The sequence below is a fragment of the Legionella erythra genome, from assembly GCF_001467615.1.
Lineage (GTDB): Bacteria > Pseudomonadota > Gammaproteobacteria > Legionellales > Legionellaceae > Legionella_C > Legionella_C erythra.
Window position 1 is genome coordinate 100,408 of sequence record NZ_LNYA01000034.1, and the last position, 19,310, is coordinate 119,717.

A 19,310-nucleotide genomic window follows, 5' to 3' on the forward strand; every position below is an offset into this window, starting at 1 on the left:
TTTAACCGATTTATCGATCATGAGGCAAGCGGCCATAGTTCAGGCGTTTATCCGGGAGCAGATTAAGGCCTCCCGGCTTGGCTGGGCTAGGGTGTGACTTTAGCTGAGCCGGCTTCAATCAAATCATAGAGCGAGTAAACAGCGTGGTTAAAGCGCTTCTCCAATGCAGGGCCGTATAACTCAATAAACTTCTCAAGCTCTTTCCCAAGCGACCCTTGATCCAGGGCCGCCACGTCCCTTTCACTCAGTTGCGTGTCCCCGCCTTTGAGTCGATCAATCAGACGCCTTGCCGCCGCTTTTTTCTCCGTGCCCGTAAATTGACTAAAAATAGACCAGTGGTAACATTCAGGTTGGGTATCCCGTACCGTGCAGTATTGTTCCAGTATATTGATTAAACTGGCTACAGGGGAGCGCGTATTGAGGAAATCAATCAGATCGGAAAGAGAGCCTATGGCCGTCGGGCATTGCAGTTCCCTGGCCAGTTCAGTGCCGTGAGTCGTGATGAATGCATCGAGACGCGTATATAAACTGCCGTCAAAGAGTACGCCCTCATCGTGCAGGTTGATGCCTTTATCCGGAGAGACAAGGGCTGCGGCCAAGTTGGTAACCGCCCGCGTTTTATCGTCTTTGGTGTATTGGAACCAGGGGATGGCGTGTCGGGTTTGGCCGTAGCGGGCTCTGTCCTGTTTGTAGTTATCCAATTGCTTAAAAAGCGCGTTTAAGCAGGGCTTTTCATTGGCTGATTGAGAAACAGGAACGGCTTCTTCTTCAATCACCAGCGTCTCTGGCGGTTGGGGTAATGCCTCACCTTGTGTAACCGTATGCCCTTGGTTAACCGCCGATTGCTTTTTCTGTTCTTTAGCCTCTATCGTTTCCAGTGCTTCAAACAGGGCTATCAAGTGTTTCTTTTCATCAAAACCATGGGGGGTGAGATCGTGGTTTTTAAAGTGTGACCGGATTTGGCGGACGGCATCCTGTGCTTCGGATTGTTTGAGCAGTTCCAGTGCATCCCGGCTTAAATTGTCTTCGACTTCCCTTCTTGTTGCATAAACCGGGAGCTTAATCACCCATTGATCAATCAGGGGTTGAATGTCTTCCATGGCCGCAAAACCATCCAGAATTTTCTTTTCCAGCTGAAAATCATAGAAATGCATGTGTAAATCGTGCTTACCCTCAATCATTAAGTCCTGAATGACGGTAATCATCTTTTTAATTGCCGGACCCTGATGGTTAAGGGCCTGTGCCAAAGCCAGCGGGGAATCCGGGATAAGCAGGGCATTGAGTTGGGCGCGAGGGTCGGTGGTCAATTCGCGTTTTGCTTTCTCAAACAGGGCGGAAAGAAGAAGGTCGCTGTGTTGTTTAAGAAGCTCAAGCGTCTCAGCGGAAAGGATACTGGCTGGTTTGCCGCTTAGCAACGTGACAAGGATTGAGCCTCGTTTCTGGATGAGTGCTTCCTTGATGACTTTATCCAGAGGGAAATGGTCTAAAAGCACGCCAAGAATGAGGGGTTTTTGCAGGTTGGCGGCAAAGATATCCATGACTTCCTGATTGACGGGCGGCTTTTCTTCAAGTTGCTGAAGCAATTCATTGAGAATAACCTGATCGCCCCTATCCAGGGCATTGCTGATTAGACGGCTGCGTAAAAGCCCTTTACGGTGCTCAGTCCGAATCTGAGAGGCTTTAAGCAAACCGTCATCGCCAATGAGGGTATAAATGGAGGTGTGCAATGCTGCAAAGGGGCGATAGCGCTCTGTTTTAACCAATTCATACAAGCGGTAAAGGGCCTTTGGATAAACCCGATCATAAATGGCTTGCGCATTGATATCCGATTGTGGCGAGGTGACGCCAAAGAGTTTATCCAGTTGCCCATGCAAGGCTTTTCTGTTATCGAATGCCAGTGGGGTTGCCAGTAACTCATTCACTACCGCACAGGCCTGATGCTCACAAGCCAGAGCAAACAGCTTGTTTAAATCCATGTTGTGAAACTGCTGTTCTTTTTTTAGACGCCTAAATAAGGCCACATCATCGTGGGTTAAGGCATGGTAGAGAAATTCCTGGTATTTTTCTGTCATGTTCACTTTATTTACCGCATAGAGCAGGACTGCGGGTGTGGCGTGATGGAATAGACGGTCGAGGTTTTCTCCCAATTCCTGATTGAAATAGGTGAGGAAATCATTCTGTTGCAGCAGAGCGTGCAATAAATCGGCTGTTGGTTGTTGAATGGCCAGCGTGAACAGAGCACTGGGAAGCGGGTGCTCATGGATTCTTGCCCCGTATTTCAATAACAAGAGCACACCAGGCACATTGCCTTGTATAATGGCGTCATAAACAGGAGAGCCCTGGGCGCGGTAAGCGGTGTTAATATGCCGGCTTAGCAGGGCAATGATTTGTTCGTCATGTCTTGCAACGGCTCGTTTGAGCAGGGCCATGTAAACGACCGGGTCGAGGGTTTGCTCCCCTTCAAGTAACTTAGCCAGCAGGCCATATTCTTTTTGGGCCTCCAAATTGAAATAGTTCTTTGAATGGGTACGAAAACTGCGATAATTTTCGAGCATGAATTCAAGAATGGCCGTTTCTTTGCGTGCATACGCCTTCACCAGGATTTGCTCTTGCTCGTCATTGGTTAAATGAACAAACGACATCAGCTTAAGGGCAAAGGCAAACTGGTGATGTTCAATCGCATGAATTAAAAGGGCGATTAAACCCCCGATGGATTGACGCGCCTCAGTCAGAAACGCTTTCTCAGCCGACGGATCATCGGTTTTGATTCGGCTGTGGATGCGTTGGTTAAATGGATCAATTAATTTTTGAAAGCATTCGGCGAAGTGGGTGGTTTTCAGCGAATCCGCTAAATGAATGGCTGCGTCAAGCACTTGGGTATATTGCTGGTTTTGTTTATAGACATCCAGCAGCACATCGATAAACAGGGATGAAAAGAGAGGGTAACGCGCGGCAATCTTTTCGAAAAACGGGCGGCTGCCGATGCTGACTGCATGCAGGAGATAATCCTGTTTCTGGGCAGGACCCAGTTTTTTCCAGGCGCGCAAGATAAAATCAATTTCATGTGCAGCGATCAATTGATGGATTAAAGGTTTGTTTGCTTCCGTAAAAAATTCAACTGTGTCCAAAGGCACGGTTAAAACCGCCCGCACCCGGTCGAATTCAAAATTGGCCATCGCGGCTTTCAAGGCCTTAACCGCATGCTCGGTATCGAGACGAAACCCTTTATCCACAAGAAAGGTGACCAGCGCCTGATTGCCTGTGTCGCATGCGAAGACCAAGGCATCGCCGCCAAATGAATGGGCTTCCGCTGTCCAGTTTTTTTCGATCAGTTCATTGCGGCCATAGCGGCATAAAACCTGAAAGATATTTAAATCAAGACCCTGGCTTAAAACAGGAGCGGGGCCTTCAATGAGATCACGGTAGCGGTCGGTATTGGGAGTATATTCCAGCCACGCCTCAAAAAAGCGGCGATCTTTGCGCTTTAACAGTTGAGGAATCATGCTTTCGTGGACCCTAAAGCCGAATTTCAGAAGCTGCTTAAATGTAGGTAAGGAAAGTTTTTGTATTGATTTAAGGCTTAAATTCTTGGCCTTGGTATTGTCCGGGGTTAGCGTGGCTTTGTTAAATTCCTCAATTTCATTCAACCAGAACTGGACGATGGATTGGCGATCATGCTCTGAAGCAACCCGCAATGCCTCACACAAGTCATTCAATGGGAGAGCCGGCAGGTAAGCCCTCAGTGTTTTTAAGCAATCAATATCGCCTTTCTCGCTAATTTTGCGAAGAAGATCCATCCGTTGTGTGCCGGACAGGGTGGAGTAATCAATGGCATATTTCTTGTAAAGCTCAAAAACGGAACGAAGGCAAGCCGCGTTCCGGCATTCGGCTGCCTTCATCAGAAAATGGAATTCTTTACCGATGTAATCTTTAAAAGCCTTTTTCTGGCTATCGGACGTGCACTGGCTTTCATAGGCTTGAAGCAGGCGCTCAAATAGCTGCAGATTACCCTGCCAGAGCGCATAGGTCAGCAGATGGAGTTTATCCCCCTGATTTTTTTTGCCCGTAGAGTTTAAACAGGTCCTCATTCCAGCGATCGGTATGCATCAGGTAAGCCGCTTGATAAGGAGTGACCAGATTATGCTCAAGGTAGGCTTTGATGGTGGGTGCGTCATTCACAAAGGCGGCGAAGTACAGGCTGTTGTAAACCCATTTTGGATCCGTGATACCGATTTGGCGGTTAAAGTCAGTCTGGGTAAAGCTTTTTAAGTGCTCGCCTGGCTCAGGATACTGGGCAGGACGCGAATCATGTGGATTTGCATAAATGTGAATACTTAACCCGACCTGATCATCCGGGTAACCAAATTGTTGAGATAACTCCTCGATAACCTCGCTGGCGTTGGTAAAGGTGCGGACGTTTTTAGTTTTTTTAGCAGAAACCGGTTGGTCGGGATTGTCTTCATCGTAATTGGGATCATAAATTTCATAGCGTCCATTTTCAAAGGTCATTGCAATGGCATGTGTATGAGAGGCCACATAGCATGAACGGCCATCATTGCCGAGCTGCTCAAGAATGGTTGCCCATCGGGCTTTGCTTTCGACCAAACCAATGGCAAATTCTTTCCTGATGGGTTTGCCCTGGATGAAGGCGGTTTTCTCCATGTCGCCCTGCAGCGATTTGGCGTTGGTGTATTTGTTGCGGTTAAATTCAATTTCAATCTCGCGAATAAATAAATCCAGTTTGTCGCCATTGCCATAGACATAGTCTTTGGGTGGGTTCGCGAGTTGGCGGCACAGGTCAAAAAATTGAGACTCACGGCCTTCAAAACGATAACGAATCAGTAAGCAAACCAGCCCCCCGCAGACCCCCTCAGGGTTTAATTGAATGGCCGTGTCGTTGCGGCTTAAAAGACGGTTGATGGATTCGATCATTTTGACTTGAGCTGGCATTGTAATTCTCAAAGTGATTAACAACGCGTCAATTTTATCTGATTCTGTATAAGTAAAAAACAGTGAAAAAGGCTTAAGCGCAAGGTTTTACACGAACTTAACAATGGGGGGAGGTTATTTGGCGGAGAGAGAGGGATTCGAACCCTCGATACGTTTCCGTATACACACTTTCCAGGCGTGCGCCTTCGACCGCTCGGCCATCTCTCCAACGAGAGGGTGAGAATATACGCAATGTCTTAAAAAATCAATGCCTGAATGGATAAAGCCATCGTCATATCATTATGGATACACTTTGACTTTCATATAATCAGTAATTATGATGCAAAAAAAATCAACGAGATACTGCTATGTACGTCATTGCTATTTGTGGTCCAATTGGAGCTGATCTTAATCATCTGGCTAAACAGATAAGTGCCGCAATCAAGTCCAAATCGGTAAGCATCGTGACTGAAGATAAGTTAATGAATGAAAAGGGCGAGTATGCCGTGCAGGATTTAGCTGAACGAATTGAAAAAGAACAGGGTGTTCTAATTTGTGTTGGGCATTTCATGTTCAACAAGAATGCCCTGGATGAGGCGTTTGCTGCGGGATTGAATCCAAAAAAAGCGGAATGCTCTACTCCCTCCGTAACAGGAAAAGAACCTCAAGTGATACCGGGAAAGACTAAAGTAATCAATCTTCAAATTTTCCTGGAGACCGACTCAGATACATGTTACAAAAATTATTTGCAGGCAAAATTGGATAAGACATCCATTAACCTGACTGAAATTTTACAGATTAATGAGGAATATGAGCTATCCATTAAACCCAAAAACGATGACATCATTAATCCTTCCAGGAAATATGCCCATGTCAAGGTACACGAGGCTGGCGATCATGCAGTCCTCTGTTCACTGATTAACTCGGCCGTGAATCCAGTACCGGTTAACTCAACCGCGAATCCAGTCCCTGATCAGGAACAAAATTTAGAACCAACCGCCCATCGTTTCTTTTCATAAAGTCTATATTTACTTATAAGTGAGCGTTTAAACGAGCAGGTTATGGTTATTCAATGCATCAGTACAGTATTCGGTGTGTTGCTCTGTGCGAATGCCTTCGCTTTCCCCTGTTTTATCACCTTGGCAAAAGATAATTGCTGGACGAATTATAATGTCAAGGTGGTGGTGGTTGATGGCATCACCAATGAAGAAATCACAACGGTCAATATTCCCAAAGGCCAAGCCTGGGCCAGGGAGTCATTCAGTTGCCAGCCGGCACAGAAATTCATGTACCGGGCCAGCTTTAACCCGCCAATCTGGGAAAAAGACGCCCACAAGGTTTATCGTGCACAGCGTTACTGGTCGATGCCTGGCAGTATTGAGCCCGGGACGACAGCCTGGAATATACCGGTTTGTTTCAGCAGTGATTTTTCTGAAACCCCCTATCCTCCGGATGCCACGGGCAAATGCGTTTGCGATTTCAGTACCATTCCACCGGTCTCGCCCCAATAACGGGGGTGACTTTCCCTTGGCAGATTGCAAGGCCTTTGTGTATCATGCTGCCATGACTGCAAAATGGGAGAGCACCCTTGTTGACTTTACGGCAGCAAATCGCACAAATGCTTATCATGGGTTTCGACGGGACTGAAATTAACGAGCAAAATCCGGTGAAAAACTGGCTGGCCGAGGGCTTGGGCGGGGTTTTGTTATTTGATTATGATCTGGCGGCGCAATGCCCGGGTAAGAATATCCGCAGTACCTCGCAAGTCAGAGCATTGATTCAACAACTGCATGACGGTGCTGCAATCTCTCCAGCAGCCAGTGAATTCCCTCTGTTTATTGCAGTCGACTACGAGGGCGGGGCGGTGGATCGATTGAGGCATCTTACCGGTAGCCCGATAAGCCTGTCGCCTAAACAATATGCGGATTTGTCGCCAGTACAGCAGCAGGAAGAGGCGAAAAAAATGGCGAATGCCTTGACTGCCTTAGGCTTTAATCTCGATTTCGCACCTCTCTTGGATTTAAATTTAAATGAACGGCAAGGGATTATAGGGAAATTGGCGCGCAGTTATGGCAGGGATGCCACCCGGGTTGCTGCCATCGCCAAACAATTTGTTACCATTCTGGCTGACAACGGCATTACCTGCTGTTACAAACACTTCCCAGGGCATGGCAGCGCTGTGGGAGATACCCATGAAGGCTTTGTCGATGTCACCGAGACCTTTATTGCGGATGAGTTGCAGCCTTATGCTGAGTTGCTGCGCCACAATACGCTGCCGGTGATGGTGATGACGGCGCATGTGATTAATCGCCAGCTTGATCCCGAGGGCTTACCTGCTACCTTGTCATTTACCATCTTGACAGACTTGCTTCGTAAAAAAATCGGTTTTGATGGGGTTATCATCAGCGATGACCTGCAGATGCATGCTATCAGCCAGCACTATTCCCTGGCTGATTCCTTGCGTTTAACCATCAATGCCGGTGCGGACATGGTGATTTTTGCCAATCAGTTGGGCTATGTGTCTGCCACTGAGGTTATCGATACAGTCGAACATCTGGTTAATCAAGGTCTGGTTGCAGCGAGCCGTATTCAGGAGGCCTGCGAGAGAATCAAAAAGCTGAAGCAGAGGCAAGGTGGTTCGACTGCAGCCAAGGCCATTCGGGAATCGTCGCTCACGGGATAGCCTCCGGGCGGAAGATAGTTAAGCCAACAGACTATCCTGCCAAACGCAGTGACTCGTTTGGTTGACAGCCACGGTGATTGTGTTAAAATGGTGAGCTCAATGTTTAAAATGAGAACACTCTGATATGAAAACAGTTTTGGTTCACACGGAATTTTTTAATCTCAACTTGCTGTTGTTTGCCTGTTGTTGTTAATCCTTTGTATTCCCTGTTGTCCCGAATCCTGTTTAATCAAGAGTTTAATTATGTGCACCTCCTTGTCTTCTTCTAAAAAAATCTGGTTGAGTACCCCTTTTCTTTATGCGGTGATGATTGGTCTCGGTCTTCTGACCGGCTGGTCTGGTATCAAACCGTTGCAGCAGTTTGGCTTGTTCATCGCCGATGTGTTTATCAATATTTTTAAATGCATCAGCCTGCCGATCATTGCCTTGTCTATCATTGTGACCCTGTCTAATTACCGCGCTGATGGCCCCATGCGCCGTGTCTGGCAACGGGCAATGACCTACACCTTGGGCACTACGCTGATTGCTGCGGCCATCAGTTGCCTGTTGTATATCCTGATTCACCCCAGTATGGTCGGTACTATCCAGGGTTTGGCCGCACCTAAAGCCAATGAATACCAGTATTTAAGCCACATTGCCAATCTCATCCCGTCAACCATTTTTAGCCCCTTCATCGAACATCAGGTGATGGGCGTTTTATTACTGGGGATAGTCACCGGCGTGGCCATTCGCTATATTCCCGATCAGGATTCGAGACAAACCATCACCCAGTTTTTCCGGGGTGCGCATGGTTTATTCATGGTCATTACCAAATGGGTCATTGCTGTCATTCCTTTGGGTCTTTACGGGTTTATTACCGCGACGGTGATTCAATTGCAGCAGGGCAAATCCATCAAAGGCATTGGTGAATACCTGCTGATTGTTGTATTGGCCAATCTTATTCAGGGATTTGTGGTGTTACCGCTATGGCTTAAATCGCATGGCATTAAACCGTTTTCTGCCATGCGGGCCATGCTGCCGGCCTTGTCCCTGGCTTTCTTTTCCAAGTCCTCCGTTGGCACCTTACCCGTGACCATGGAAACGGCTGAAAAAAATCTTGCTGTGAAGCCGGCCATCAGCCGTTTTGTCCTGCCATTATGCACCAGCCTGAATATGAATGGTTGCGCTGCGTTTATCTTTGCGACTGTGATTTATCTGATGCAGAATAACGGCATGGTCATCTCCTTGCCCATGATGGCTTTATGGGTCTTGATTGCTACCGTGGCAGCGATCGGTAATGCCGGTGTGCCCATGGGGTGCTTTTTCTTAAGCACCAGCCTTTTGGCCAGCATGAATGTGCCCATTACCTTAATGGGAATTATCCTGCCTTTTTACAGCTTGATTGATATGTTGGAGACGTCCCTGAATGTCTGGTCAGACTCCTGTGTGGCCAAAGTCGTTAATGACAGGATGATGCCGGAAGAGGAAAAGGAACCACCTGTCACCGAGACCGCTTATTCTGCCTAACCGGGAATCAGCGGGCTATGTGTATAATAATTTCTCACAGAGCGCGTAATAAATCTGACTTAAGGTCTCAAGATCGCGTTCTGAGACACATTCATTCACCTGATGGATGGTGGCGTTGACCGGGCCAAGCTCAATAACCTCCACACCATAAGGCGCAATGAAACGTCCATCGGACGTGCCGCCACTGGTCGATAACTCCGGTTCTTGTCCGGTGATGGTTTTAATCACTTCGCGCGTACTTTCAAGCAGGTTCCCTTGATTGGTCAAAAAGGGAAGGCCGTTTAATCGCCATTCGATATCGGCTTTCAAGCCATGTTTTTTTAAGCAGCTCTCTACTTCGTCTTGTAATGTCTCGGCCGTTAGTTCGGTAGAGAAGCGGAAATTCAAATGCAATATCAATTCGCCAGGAATAATATTTCCCGCATGACCTCCGGCCTTAAGATGGGTTATCTGCATGGAGGTCGGGGGGAAATGCGAGTTACCTGAATCCCAATGTCGTTGTGTCAGCTCAGTCAAAGCAGGGCTTAGGGTATGAATAGGATTTTCCGCGAGATGAGGATAAGCAACGTGTCCTTGTTTACCATGAATGATCATGTTGGCAGAAAGTGAACCACGGCGACCTATTTTGACGACATCACCCACTTGATGGGTGCTGGAGGGTTCTCCTACTACACAATAGTTTATGTGTATACCCTGAGCTTTTAGGGCAGCCATGACATGGGGTGTTCCCTTATCAAACAGATCACCTTCTTCGCCACTGGTGATTAAGAAACCCAGGCTGCCTGAAAAATCAGGATGGGTATTGAGAAAGCGCTGGGCTGCAATCATCATGGCCGCTAAGCTGCCTTTCATATCCGCTGTACCTCGGCCATAAAGTAAGCCTTTGTCTTCTTTAAGTTCAAAGGGATCACTGAACCACTTGCTGGCGTCACCGATAGGGACGACGTCGGTATGGCCGGCGAAAACCAACAAGGGGCCTTCCTGGCCATGGCGTGCAAAAAAATTGGCCACTGGGGGATTATCCAGTGGCTGGCAGTCAAAACCAAGTTCTTGCAGAAAATTGACCATAAAGGCCTGGCAACCGGCATCGTCGGGCGTGACGGATTGGAAGCGTAGAAGTTCTGCTAATAAGGCCTTTATTGCCGTCATTTAATGTCTCTCAGCAATTCATTGATACTGACTTTGGCGCGGGTTTTTTCGTCAATTTGTTTGACTATCACGGCGCAGTAGAGGCTGTGGCTGCCGTCTTCACTGGGCATGTTGCCGGGGACGACGACGGAACCTGCGGGAATGCGGCCATAGCTTACGGTTTTTGTCAGGCGATTGTAGATTTTGGTGCTTTGTCCGATATAAACGCCCATGGATAACACGGAGTCCCTCTCGATAATTACGCCTTCAACTACTTCCGAGCGGGCGCCAATAAAGCAATTGTCTTCAATGATGGTGGGATTAGCCTGCAAAGGTTCAAGTACGCCGCCGATGCCGGCGCCGCCTGAGAGATGAACGTTCTTGCCAATCTGGGCACAGGAGCCAACGGTGGCCCAGGTGTCCACCATCACCCCTTCATCAATGTAGGCGCCAATATTGACATAAGAGGGCATCAACACGGTATTTTTACCGATAAAAGCGCCTTTTCTGACCATGGCGTGCGGCACAATGCGCGCACCCATCTCAGCAAAATCACTGCGGCCGTAGGCAGCAAATTTAAGCGGTACTTTATCATAGAACTGGCAAAAACCGGCATCAATCACCTGGTTGGGGTAAAGGCGGAAAGACAGTAATACCGCTTTTTTAAGCCATTGATGCACCGTCCATTGCCCATTGATTTTTTCTGCCACGCGCAATTCGCCGCAATCGAGTGCAGAAAGCACCTCGTCTACAGCGGTTTTAATGTCCTGTGGGGCGGTCTCGGGTGTTAGGGTTTGACGTGCTTCAAAAGAGGTTTCGATGGTGGTTTGCAAGCTCATGGTGTTCATCCGGTCTGGTGAGTAGCGAGCTATAGTATACTCAGATAGTCAATCGATAGTAATCCCTAAACAGGGTTTGCTAATTTTTCTGGTCAAAAGCCTTCCTCTCAGCAATAATAGCTTGATTTTAATCATTAATCACGGAACGATCATGGATAAAAGTAAAAAAACCAGGTTTTTTGCTTTTTTGTTTTTCAGTGTTTTTTCGGTCTATTGTCAGGTTAATCATTCTGCTCAACCCAAATGGACGCTTTTACCCACCACTCCCACTCAGGTGGTAGTCGCGCCGAATGGCACGGCCAACGTGCAGTACCAGGTGACCAACAATACTGCAGTGACCCGAACATTGACTATCAAGCCTTTAAGCGGTGTGACCCAGGTGAAAAACAGTGCCGCTGAGTGCAGTATTCCCTTTACGTTGGCTTCGAAAGGGCATTGTCTTTTAACCTTACGCATCAATGGGGCGCAGGTCCCGGCCAATGGTCTTCATGAGGGGCCGGTGGTATGTAAAACCCAGGGTAGCGGCATTGATCCTTTCTTGTGTTCTCAGCCAAGCGAGGCGAACAGTCTTAAGGTGACTGTCATGAATCAATCGATTCAGTTAAATCTGACTGGTTCACCCCTGGTTCTGGTTGCAGGCGGTGGTTCAGGCAATATCACCGTCACCAACCAGTCTGGGAGAACTGCATTAAATGTCGCCGCTGCCCTCACCGGTACAGCGCTTGACGGTCATGTCGTTCAGGATGCCTCACAATGCGTGAGTCTTGCACCCGGGCAATCGTGTAATCTCGTTTTTACACCCGATAACACAGTCATTCCGGCTACCCTTATCACCATTCGGGGAACCAATACCTTGCCGGTGATGGGCAGCATCGCCATCAATGCCCAACCGCAGGCCAATATCAGCATTAGTGGTTCATCTACCCTTGCCCTGAATACCAACGGGACGACGGGCATCCTGACCATCACCAATAATTCACTGACGCTGGTCGCACAAAACATTGTCCCGGATTTTTCTGCGACCGCATTGGCCGGCAATGTCACCGTCACCAACAACAACTGCATAAATGTTCCTCCAGGTGGAAGTTGTACCATTACATTTGCGCCAGAGGGCAATCCCGTGGTGCCCACCAGTTTTCCCATTCAGGGTAGCAATACCACGGCGGTCAACGGGACGATCGGGATTGATGCGCATGCCTACATAACCAACGGCAATACATCATTAGTCATTCAATGCAGTGTGAATACCAGCACTGGAGCTTTAGACAACTGCGCCGATAGCGGCGCTGCCGGACTGGTTGTTCCGGGAGGAATTGCATTAAATCCGTCGGGCGACCTGGCTTATGTTACTAATGAAAATACCAGTATTGTATCCCTGTGTGAGGTCAATCCGGATACAGGTGCCTTAAGCCTGTGTGCAAATACGGGGGCTTCGTTCACTGTTCCCACGGGTATTGTCATCAATGCGGCAGGAACCATCGCCTACGTCGTCAATGAGAGTAATAACGACGTAACCCAGTGTGACATTAACCCCACCACGGGGGTGCTCGCCAACTGTGTTGATTCCGGGGCTACGGGCTTGTTTACACCTTATAACATGGCGATTCATCCGGCAGGCGATTTCGCCTACATCACGGTCATTTCGGAAATCACACAGTGCAGCATTAACCCGGCTACAGGAGCCCTGCAGGCATGCAGTAATTACGTTGATCCTTTATTAAATACCCCCCAGGGCATTGCGGTTAACGCGGCCGGTACCATTGCCTATGTTGCCAATGGCGGCAATGACACCGTGCTTGCCTGCCAAATCGATCAAAACACCCGGTTAATTACATCCTGTGCGAATACGGGGGGGGGTAAACTTTAATTTTGCACGTGAGATTGCTTTAAATAGCAGCAATGATGCGGCCTATATCGTCAATAGCAATGGCAATTCGGTGACGCGATGCGACATTGACAATGGGATTAACTTTATTAATTGTGTTGGTTCAGGCGCGACTGGCTTGGCTGGGCCACTGGGTATCACTATTCGATAATGGCCCGAGAAAGGCTGGGGTACCCAGCCTTTCTATTGTCGCAGGTTGTTTGCCATCCTTTTTAATTCATGGTCATCCAGCGGAAAGTCAACGGTCCAGGGCTTTTTAGGGCGAGGAAGCGTCGATTGTTTGGCGTACAGTGCCAGGTCTGCTTTCGTCAGGCCTTCAATAGCAAATTCAGCCATTAATTGCTCATACGCCGCTGCCGTGGTTTCATACACTGTCTTGGTAAACGCCCCTTTTTCTTCGATCGCGAAAGCGTATTTTTTAATTCGGGTATCAAAAAAGAAGGTTTTGCAGCCATTTTCCGTAATTTGTCCCGCGACCACGATTTCATCTCGAATGGGTAATTTTAAGACATGTCGCTCCAGCCTCAGCAAATTAAAGGCAAGTTTGTCATCAGTTAAAGGCTTTAAGTCGGTCATGACCAACGTCGTCCATTGCTCCTTCACTTGTTTCTCAAGCAGGTAGTAGCCTTGCTGTTGAGAAAATTTATACCGATCATAACCTTGCTCAATGATTTCATCGTGGCCGGTGACTAAAATAGGAAAGCGAGGGGCTTTGGCACCAAGACCGGGTTCGAGAAAATAAATGGCCCCGTCAATGACGACGCGTAAGACGACATGGGTGGGTAGTATAGCCCGTGAATCGGCAGGGGACGTGCCATTGAGCACGCGCGCTTCACAAAACCTGACGTCAAACCCCAATTCTTTCAAGATGAAGGCCAGCAAACGGGCCGATTGAAAACAATAACCCCCCGGCGTTTCGTCCAGGAGCGTTTCATAATCAAAAAGGGTAATGTGATGCCGATTGACTGGATGCTGGCGGCTGATTTTGCGTAAAGCAAAATTATGATAAAAAAAGGTGCGCAGATGAGCATTATAAACGGCTTTTAAAAACTCCTCTTGTTGGGCTTCATCCAAGGCGCAGATCACCTGTAGTTTAATGCTTTTTTTATCCAAATAATCAAGTAAATTGATTTTCATCACAAGTCCTTGGTTTGGGAACAGTCCATTTACTATAAGCCGAAAGACCAATCGGGCCTAGCTTGCCAGTTAATTATTTGTGGAGCTGAGCCGTCTTTTTTTGCTGGCAGGCTCATCGGTCTGGCTTTTTCCTTCAGTCGGTGCTTTCTGCCATATCGATACTTTTTGCATGTAATGCAAAACGCCTGCGGGCGGGATTTTTTTGAGGGCGAGCGCTTTATCCAGGGTATGATCACTGTAGAGACCGGTGTGTTTGGTCAGCATGTCTCTGACTGGTGTGCAGCTACCGTCCGGTTGACCTTCTTCGGGTTTAGGGGTCTCGGTAAATAAAAATTGGGTAGTATAGTCCAGCGCGTCAGAGGAGATGGTCTCATAAACCAAAGCCGGGTAACCATATTGCAGGTACTCAAGGTTTTTAATCGATTCGTCCGGTCGGGGACTGATATCAATGATACGGGGATCCCAAGCGTCTATTTCCCACACAGACGCGGTTTTCTCATGGTTTAACTGCAACGTCACCTGCAAATAACCATGATCAATGAGGGACGATTTAACGACCGTGATGGTCGCTATTTCTCCGGCTGTATGGATTCGTTGCCCCAGTTCAACCAGAAGGTGCCAGGCCACTTCACGGCAATAGCCAATCCCTGCATGCTCAATGAGAGCATGGACCTGAATATAGTCCCCAAGCTCTTCAATCAGGGGGCGTATGGTGTCTTCAAAGTAGCCATTTTTGATTTCTTTGTGAAATTTTACATAGCCGCTCAATTGATTGCCAACCGTGACTTTTTTCCGGGTTGACGCGATGGCTTCAGCGCATAATTCGACAAAGTGCAAGCGTGTTAAAGGCATACATTTATCCTGATCGTCAGGCGTTTGCCTCCCGGGCAAGGGCAGTTTAGGGTATTCATCAGGCTAACCGCATCCTTTTGGGGGGCAATGAAACGGGCTTTAATTGTTCAACCGGTGCTTTCTGCCATAGGGACGGTTGTTGCAGATACTGCAGTTTCCCCTGGGGCGGGATTTTTTCATCGATCATGGCTTTTTCCAGGGAATAATCACGGTAAATGTCTGTATGCTTTTCCAGTACCTCATGTTTTGGCGTACAGCTTCCTTCCGCTGGGCCCTCTTGAGCGGGTGGAACAGTTGCAAAAGCAAATTTCTTTTTATAATCCACTTCATCGGAAAAAAAAGAGTTGTATAATTTGACCAAATAGCCATAAGCGAGGGCTTCTTTGTTTTTAACCGTACCGTTCGGGCGTTTACTGATATCAATAATACGCGGATCCCATGCATCGATTTCCCACATGGACAGGGTTCTCTCTTTGGCCAGGTAAATCCTGACTTCCAGGTAGACATGATCATATTTCATCGATTTAACCAGGCTGATTTTAGCAACGCCACCGGCCTCTTGAATGCGTGCCCCGAGCTCCACCATCAGATGCTGAGCAAATTCATGACAATAGCCTATCTTGCTGTGTTCAATGAGATCATGAATCTCAACATGGTTCTCCGGTTCTATTTCCCGTTTGCCTGGGCGTAATATGTCTTCAACATAATAATTTTTGTTTTCATTGTGAAATTTTAAATAACCACTCAGTTGATTGGCAGGGGTTATTTTTTTTCGGGTCGCGGCAATCGCTTCAGAGCATAATTCTACAAATTTTAATCGTGTTAAACGCATGGATATGGTTTAAAAAATAACAAGAAGGCTATCTTAACAAGATAATATTATCGCTTTATTAAGAAGGCCCCTGTATTTTGTGACATGTAAAAGGGGAGTATACTGCTGTCCATTTCAAGTTTCAGGACAAACTATGCGCATGCTAATCACGGGGGCCTCAGGATTTATCGGGTTTCATCTGGCAAAACATCGTTTAGAGCAAGGTGATGTGGTGGTAGGCATCGATAATCTCAATGATTACTATGATGTACGGCTTAAGCAGGCAAGGCTTGAGCAATTACAGGCTTTTGACAATTTTAGCTTCTATGCGGATGATATTGGCGATGCTTATACATTAAATAAGCGATTTGATGACCATAAGCCGCAACGTGTCGTTCACCTCGCAGCTCAAGCCGGGGTACGCTATTCGCTGACCAATCCGGGGCAGTATGTCCAATCCAATCTGGTTGGTTTTGCCAATGTCCTCGAGGCCTGCCGCCATCATACGATAGAGCATCTGGTCTATGCTTCAACCAGTTCGGTGTATGGGGCAAACAGTTGCTTGCCTTATCATGAGGCCCATTCAACCAATCATCCTTTAACCCTGTACGCGGCCAGCAAGAAAGCCAACGAATTAATGGCTCATTCTTATTCCCATTTGTTTCAATTACCAACGACGGGTTTGCGTTTTTTTACGGTTTATGGACCCTGGGGTCGACCCGACATGGCGTTTTTTTCATTCACCAAAAATATCCTCGAAGGCAAGGCCATTCAAATTTTTAATCATGGCAAAATGCAGCGGGATTTTACCTATATTGATGATATTGTTGCGGGTATTTCAGCCGCCCTTGATAAACCGGCAGCGGCAAATCCTCATTGGAACAGCGATGATCCGGATCCTGCGAGTAGCAATGCCCCGTTTAAAATTTACAATATTGGCTGTGGTAATCCGGTTAACCTGATGGATTATATTGAGGCGATTGAGGACGCGACAGGCAAGCAGGCCTTGAAAGAATTTTTACCGATGCAAAATGGTGATGTTTTGTCCACCCATGCCGATACGCAATCCCTGATGAATGATTTAGGTTACCAACCACAAATTGATTTTCGCGAAGGAGTACGTCGTTTTGTTGAATGGTATCAATGGTTTTATCGATAGCCGTAAGGCGAAATCCGGAGCAAGCCGTTCGGAATGGATCCCCCGCCTGCGCGGGGGATGACAGGCGTACGGGGAGTGATGGAGCGGCAAAGGAGATGGGGTGGCGTAAATAAGTGCCAATTGACTAAAAACGTGTCATTCCCGCGAAGGCGGGAATCTATGGGGCTTATGCCAGTATTTCTTCCCGCAGGCTGCTGATTAATTCATCCTTCTTGCGCCATTGCTCATTTAACCACTCTCTGAACGCCGTTTGAATGCCTTCGTCATGTGCCAGTTGGGTGGTGGTGAATTCAGCGGGGATTTCAACCGGCCGGATGCAGACTTTAATAACCGGCGCCATGCGATGGCAGAGGAAATCCCACAGGGAATAACGCTTATCCGGATAAACAATGGTGACATCCAGCATGTGGTTAAATTTTTTACCCATGGTGCTGATGACAAAGCTGATGCCACCCGCTTTTGGCTTTAACAGGTGATCATAGGGGGACTGCTGCTTCACCTGTTTCTGTCGGGTAAAGCGGGTACCCTCCACGAAATTGATGATGGTGGCCGGCGTGTGCTTGAAGACTTCAATGGCTTTGCGCGTGGCTTTCAGATCCTTGCCTTTTTTATGGGGTTTTTTAGCCAGGTATTCTTTGGAATAACGCTTCATGAACGGGCAACCCATGGCCCACCAGGAAAAGCCCAGCAGGGGAATCCATTTCAATGAATCCTTGATGAAAAATTTAAGCATGGGAATTTTTCGGTTAAAAATACACTGCAGCACCACAATATCCAGCCAGCTTTGATGGTTGGCTACTAATAAATACCAATGTTTACGCTTAAGGTTTTCAAGCCCCGATACCTGCCAATCAACTTTTTGGGTGGCGTTAATGTAGGCTTTGTTGACGTCAGCCCAGCAAAAAGCAATGCCGTCGATTACTTTCGTGCAAAACACTTTGAGGCGAATACTGGGAATCAGTTTTAATAAGCCCATAAACAACATGGGGATAAAGAAAAACAGGGTAGACAGGGTGAGCAGGGCGATGGCTAAAATGCCATACAATTGCCCACCTGAGGTTTTGGTTTGATTCATAAAAATTCCAGATTAGTTAAGGGCCTGACTTAAATCGGCAATCAAGTCTTCAATGTGCTCAATGCCGACGGAAAGACGGACAAAACCATCCACAATGCCGAGTTCACGGCGCGTCGCTGCCGGGATGGAGGCATGTGTCATGATGGCGGGATGTTCAATTAAGCTTTCCACGCCGCCTAAACTCTCTGCCAGAGTAAAGAGTTCACATCGCGATAAAAAGCGGGGCGCGGCCTCGATATCGCCTTTAACGACTATGGAAATCATACCACCAAAATGGTGCATTTGCTGTTTAGCCAGGGCATGTTGAGGATGATTGCTGAGGCCTGGGTAAATAACCTGCTCGACCCTGGGGTGTTTTTGCAGCCACTCGGCCAATTCCAGGGCGTTGTCGCAGTGCCGTTGCATGCGTAAGGACAAGGTTTTCAGGCTGCGCAAGACCAGAAAGCTGTCAAAGGGGCCGGCTATGCCGCCGCATGAGTTATGCAGAAAAGCCATTTTTTCAGCAATTTCCGGATTATCCCCCACCACGACAATGCCGCTCACCACATCGGAATGGCCGTTCAAATACTTGGTAGCGGAATGCACCACGAGATCAAAACCCAGTTCCAGCGGTCTTTGAATCCACGGCGTGGCAAAGGTATTATCCACCACGGCAATCAGCCGGTGACGCTTGGCAATGGCGGCAATGGCCCGTAAATCAGCCAGTTTCAGCATGGGATTGGAAGGAGTTTCCACCCAGATCATCCGGGTTTGCGGACGGATGGCCGCTTCAATTTTAGCGGGATCCGTCATATCGACAAAACTGAAAGACAAAGCGGACGTTCTGGTTTTTACCTTGTCAAAAATACGGAACGTGCCGCCGTAAAGATCATCCATGGCAATGACATGATCGCCGCTGTCTAATAAGTCGATGACGGTATTGATGGCGGCCATGCCGGATGCAAAGGCAAAGCCGCGTTGCCCGGATTCAAGGCTTGCGATACAGCCTTCATACGCTGCACGGGTAGGGTTATGGGTGCGTGAATATTCATACCCCTGATGCACACCGGGTGCCGACTGGCGGTAGGTGGAGGTGGCATAAATCGGCGTCATCACAGCGCCGGTTGCGGGATCAGGTTGTTGACCGGCATGAATGGCCCGGGTATCAAAATGCGACTTGTCCATGAGTAAAATCCTTCTTTTGGGAGCTCTTTCTGCAAAATGCAGGAAGGCGTTATATACTTATTAAATAGCGCGCGATGGCAGTTAAATTAATCACTTAGATTAAAGTTATGTCATGGCTGGCCGCTAATGAGGATGTGCGATA

General features: G+C 47.8%; 15 protein-coding genes and 1 tRNA gene. 6 read left to right on the forward strand and 10 right to left on the reverse strand.

Features of this window, described 5'->3' with window-relative positions; genetic code table 11:
• Positions 1-86 precede the first annotated feature (86 nt).
• The 3 genes from Lery_RS11685 to Lery_RS11695 form a co-directional block, all read right to left on the reverse strand.
• Positions 87-4,088, reverse strand: coding sequence for a hypothetical protein (locus Lery_RS11685; protein ID WP_058527432.1), 4,002 nt, complete (start codon positions 4,086-4,088; stop codon positions 87-89).
• A complete protein-coding gene (locus tag Lery_RS11690) occupies positions 4,042-4,950 on the reverse strand; it encodes a hypothetical protein (protein ID WP_058527433.1) in 909 nt (302 codons plus the stop codon). The genes Lery_RS11685 and Lery_RS11690 overlap by 47 nt, the downstream gene beginning before the upstream one ends.
• Positions 4,951-5,069: 119 nt before the next feature.
• Positions 5,070-5,157: transfer RNA gene (locus tag Lery_RS11695), tRNA-Ser, on the reverse strand.
• Positions 5,158-5,297: 140 nt separating this feature from the next.
• Between Lery_RS11695 and Lery_RS11700 the strand changes: the two genes are divergently transcribed.
• The 4 genes from Lery_RS11700 to Lery_RS11715 all read left to right on the forward strand — a co-directional run bounded on the left by Lery_RS11700 (position 5,298) and on the right by Lery_RS11715 (position 9,118).
• On the forward strand, positions 5,298-5,948 hold the full coding sequence (locus tag Lery_RS11700; RefSeq protein ID WP_058527434.1) for a nucleoside/nucleotide kinase family protein: 651 nt from the start codon (positions 5,298-5,300) through the stop codon (positions 5,946-5,948).
• A gap of 42 nt (positions 5,949-5,990) precedes the next feature.
• Complete coding sequence (locus Lery_RS11705) at positions 5,991-6,440, forward strand: hypothetical protein (protein WP_058527435.1); 450 nt, start codon at positions 5,991-5,993, stop codon at positions 6,438-6,440.
• Between the two features lie 77 nt (positions 6,441-6,517).
• The gene (locus tag Lery_RS11710; protein WP_058527436.1) at positions 6,518-7,612 is read left to right on the forward strand and encodes a glycoside hydrolase family 3 N-terminal domain-containing protein; all 1,095 of its coding nucleotides are present in this window, start codon (positions 6,518-6,520) and stop codon (positions 7,610-7,612) included.
• Between the two features lie 243 nt (positions 7,613-7,855).
• Positions 7,856-9,118: a dicarboxylate/amino acid:cation symporter gene (locus Lery_RS11715; protein ID WP_058527437.1), complete on the forward strand. Its 1,263-nt coding sequence runs from the start codon at positions 7,856-7,858 to the stop codon at positions 9,116-9,118.
• A 15-nt stretch (positions 9,119-9,133) separates the two neighbouring features.
• On the opposite strand, the gene dapE is transcribed toward Lery_RS11715, so the two are convergent.
• The gene (gene dapE, locus Lery_RS11720; RefSeq protein ID WP_058527438.1) at positions 9,134-10,267 is read right to left on the reverse strand and encodes a succinyl-diaminopimelate desuccinylase; all 1,134 of its coding nucleotides are present in this window, start codon (positions 10,265-10,267) and stop codon (positions 9,134-9,136) included.
• Complete coding sequence (gene dapD, locus Lery_RS11725; protein ID WP_420324167.1) at positions 10,264-11,085, reverse strand: 2,3,4,5-tetrahydropyridine-2,6-dicarboxylate N-succinyltransferase; 822 nt, start codon at positions 11,083-11,085, stop codon at positions 10,264-10,266. Before dapD ends, dapE begins: the two co-directional genes overlap by 4 nt.
• Positions 11,086-11,236: 151 nt before the next feature.
• Here dapD and Lery_RS11730 point away from each other — a divergent pair, with 151 nt between their 5' ends.
• Positions 11,237-12,952 (forward strand): beta-propeller fold lactonase family protein, encoded by a 1,716-nt coding sequence (locus tag Lery_RS11730; protein WP_058527440.1) that lies wholly within the window; start codon positions 11,237-11,239, stop codon positions 12,950-12,952.
• Positions 12,953-13,153: 201 nt separating this feature from the next.
• Here the strand turns inward: Lery_RS11730 and Lery_RS11735 are convergent, their stop codons facing one another.
• The 3 genes from Lery_RS11735 to Lery_RS11745 form a co-directional block, all read right to left on the reverse strand.
• On the reverse strand, positions 13,154-14,107 hold the full coding sequence (locus tag Lery_RS11735) for an arylamine N-acetyltransferase (protein ID WP_058527441.1): 954 nt from the start codon (positions 14,105-14,107) through the stop codon (positions 13,154-13,156).
• 69 nt (positions 14,108-14,176) lie between these two features.
• The gene (locus tag Lery_RS11740; RefSeq protein ID WP_058527442.1) at positions 14,177-14,959 is read right to left on the reverse strand and encodes a hypothetical protein; all 783 of its coding nucleotides are present in this window, start codon (positions 14,957-14,959) and stop codon (positions 14,177-14,179) included.
• A 58-nt stretch (positions 14,960-15,017) separates the two neighbouring features.
• Complete coding sequence (locus tag Lery_RS11745) at positions 15,018-15,791, reverse strand: hypothetical protein (protein WP_058527443.1); 774 nt, start codon at positions 15,789-15,791, stop codon at positions 15,018-15,020.
• Between the two features lie 133 nt (positions 15,792-15,924).
• On the opposite strand from Lery_RS11745, the gene Lery_RS11750 reads away from it, so the two are divergent.
• Positions 15,925-16,929 (forward strand): NAD-dependent epimerase, encoded by a 1,005-nt coding sequence (locus Lery_RS11750; RefSeq protein ID WP_058527444.1) that lies wholly within the window; start codon positions 15,925-15,927, stop codon positions 16,927-16,929.
• A 166-nt stretch (positions 16,930-17,095) separates the two neighbouring features.
• Here Lery_RS11750 and Lery_RS11755 read toward each other — a convergent pair whose 3' ends face one another.
• Positions 17,096-18,004 carry an acyltransferase gene (locus Lery_RS11755; protein WP_058527445.1) on the reverse strand — a complete coding sequence of 303 codons (909 nt, stop codon included), beginning with the start codon at positions 18,002-18,004 and terminating at the stop codon, positions 17,096-17,098.
• A gap of 12 nt (positions 18,005-18,016) precedes the next feature.
• Positions 18,017-19,168 (reverse strand): cystathionine gamma-synthase, encoded by a 1,152-nt coding sequence (locus tag Lery_RS11760; RefSeq protein WP_058527446.1) that lies wholly within the window; start codon positions 19,166-19,168, stop codon positions 18,017-18,019.
• Positions 19,169-19,310: the final 142 nt, after the last annotated feature.

What these genes read in the sequence shown, in the direction of transcription:
- Lery_RS11685 (WP_058527432.1), bottom strand. Translation starts at nt 4,088, where the DNA reads ATGAGGACCTGTTTAAACTCTACGGGCAAAAAAAATCAGGGGGATAAA.
- Lery_RS11690 (WP_058527433.1), bottom strand. Translation starts at nt 4,950, where the DNA reads ATGCCAGCTCAAGTCAAAATGATCGAATCCATCAACCGTCTTTTAAGC.
- Lery_RS11700 (WP_058527434.1), top strand. Translation starts at nt 5,298, where the DNA reads ATGTACGTCATTGCTATTTGTGGTCCAATTGGAGCTGATCTTAATCAT.
- Lery_RS11705 (WP_058527435.1), top strand. Translation starts at nt 5,991, where the DNA reads ATGGTTATTCAATGCATCAGTACAGTATTCGGTGTGTTGCTCTGTGCG.
- Lery_RS11715 (WP_058527437.1), top strand. Translation starts at nt 7,856, where the DNA reads ATGTGCACCTCCTTGTCTTCTTCTAAAAAAATCTGGTTGAGTACCCCT.
- dapE (WP_058527438.1), bottom strand. Translation starts at nt 10,267, where the DNA reads ATGACGGCAATAAAGGCCTTATTAGCAGAACTTCTACGCTTCCAATCC.
- dapD (WP_420324167.1), bottom strand. Translation starts at nt 11,085, where the DNA reads ATGAGCTTGCAAACCACCATCGAAACCTCTTTTGAAGCACGTCAAACC.
- Lery_RS11730 (WP_058527440.1), top strand. Translation starts at nt 11,237, where the DNA reads ATGGATAAAAGTAAAAAAACCAGGTTTTTTGCTTTTTTGTTTTTCAGT.
- Lery_RS11735 (WP_058527441.1), bottom strand. Translation starts at nt 14,107, where the DNA reads ATGAAAATCAATTTACTTGATTATTTGGATAAAAAAAGCATTAAACTA.
- Lery_RS11740 (WP_058527442.1), bottom strand. Translation starts at nt 14,959, where the DNA reads ATGCCTTTAACACGCTTGCACTTTGTCGAATTATGCGCTGAAGCCATC.
- Lery_RS11745 (WP_058527443.1), bottom strand. Translation starts at nt 15,791, where the DNA reads ATGCGTTTAACACGATTAAAATTTGTAGAATTATGCTCTGAAGCGATT.
- Lery_RS11750 (WP_058527444.1), top strand. Translation starts at nt 15,925, where the DNA reads ATGCGCATGCTAATCACGGGGGCCTCAGGATTTATCGGGTTTCATCTG.
- Lery_RS11755 (WP_058527445.1), bottom strand. Translation starts at nt 18,004, where the DNA reads ATGAATCAAACCAAAACCTCAGGTGGGCAATTGTATGGCATTTTAGCC.
- Lery_RS11760 (WP_058527446.1), bottom strand. Translation starts at nt 19,168, where the DNA reads ATGGACAAGTCGCATTTTGATACCCGGGCCATTCATGCCGGTCAACAA.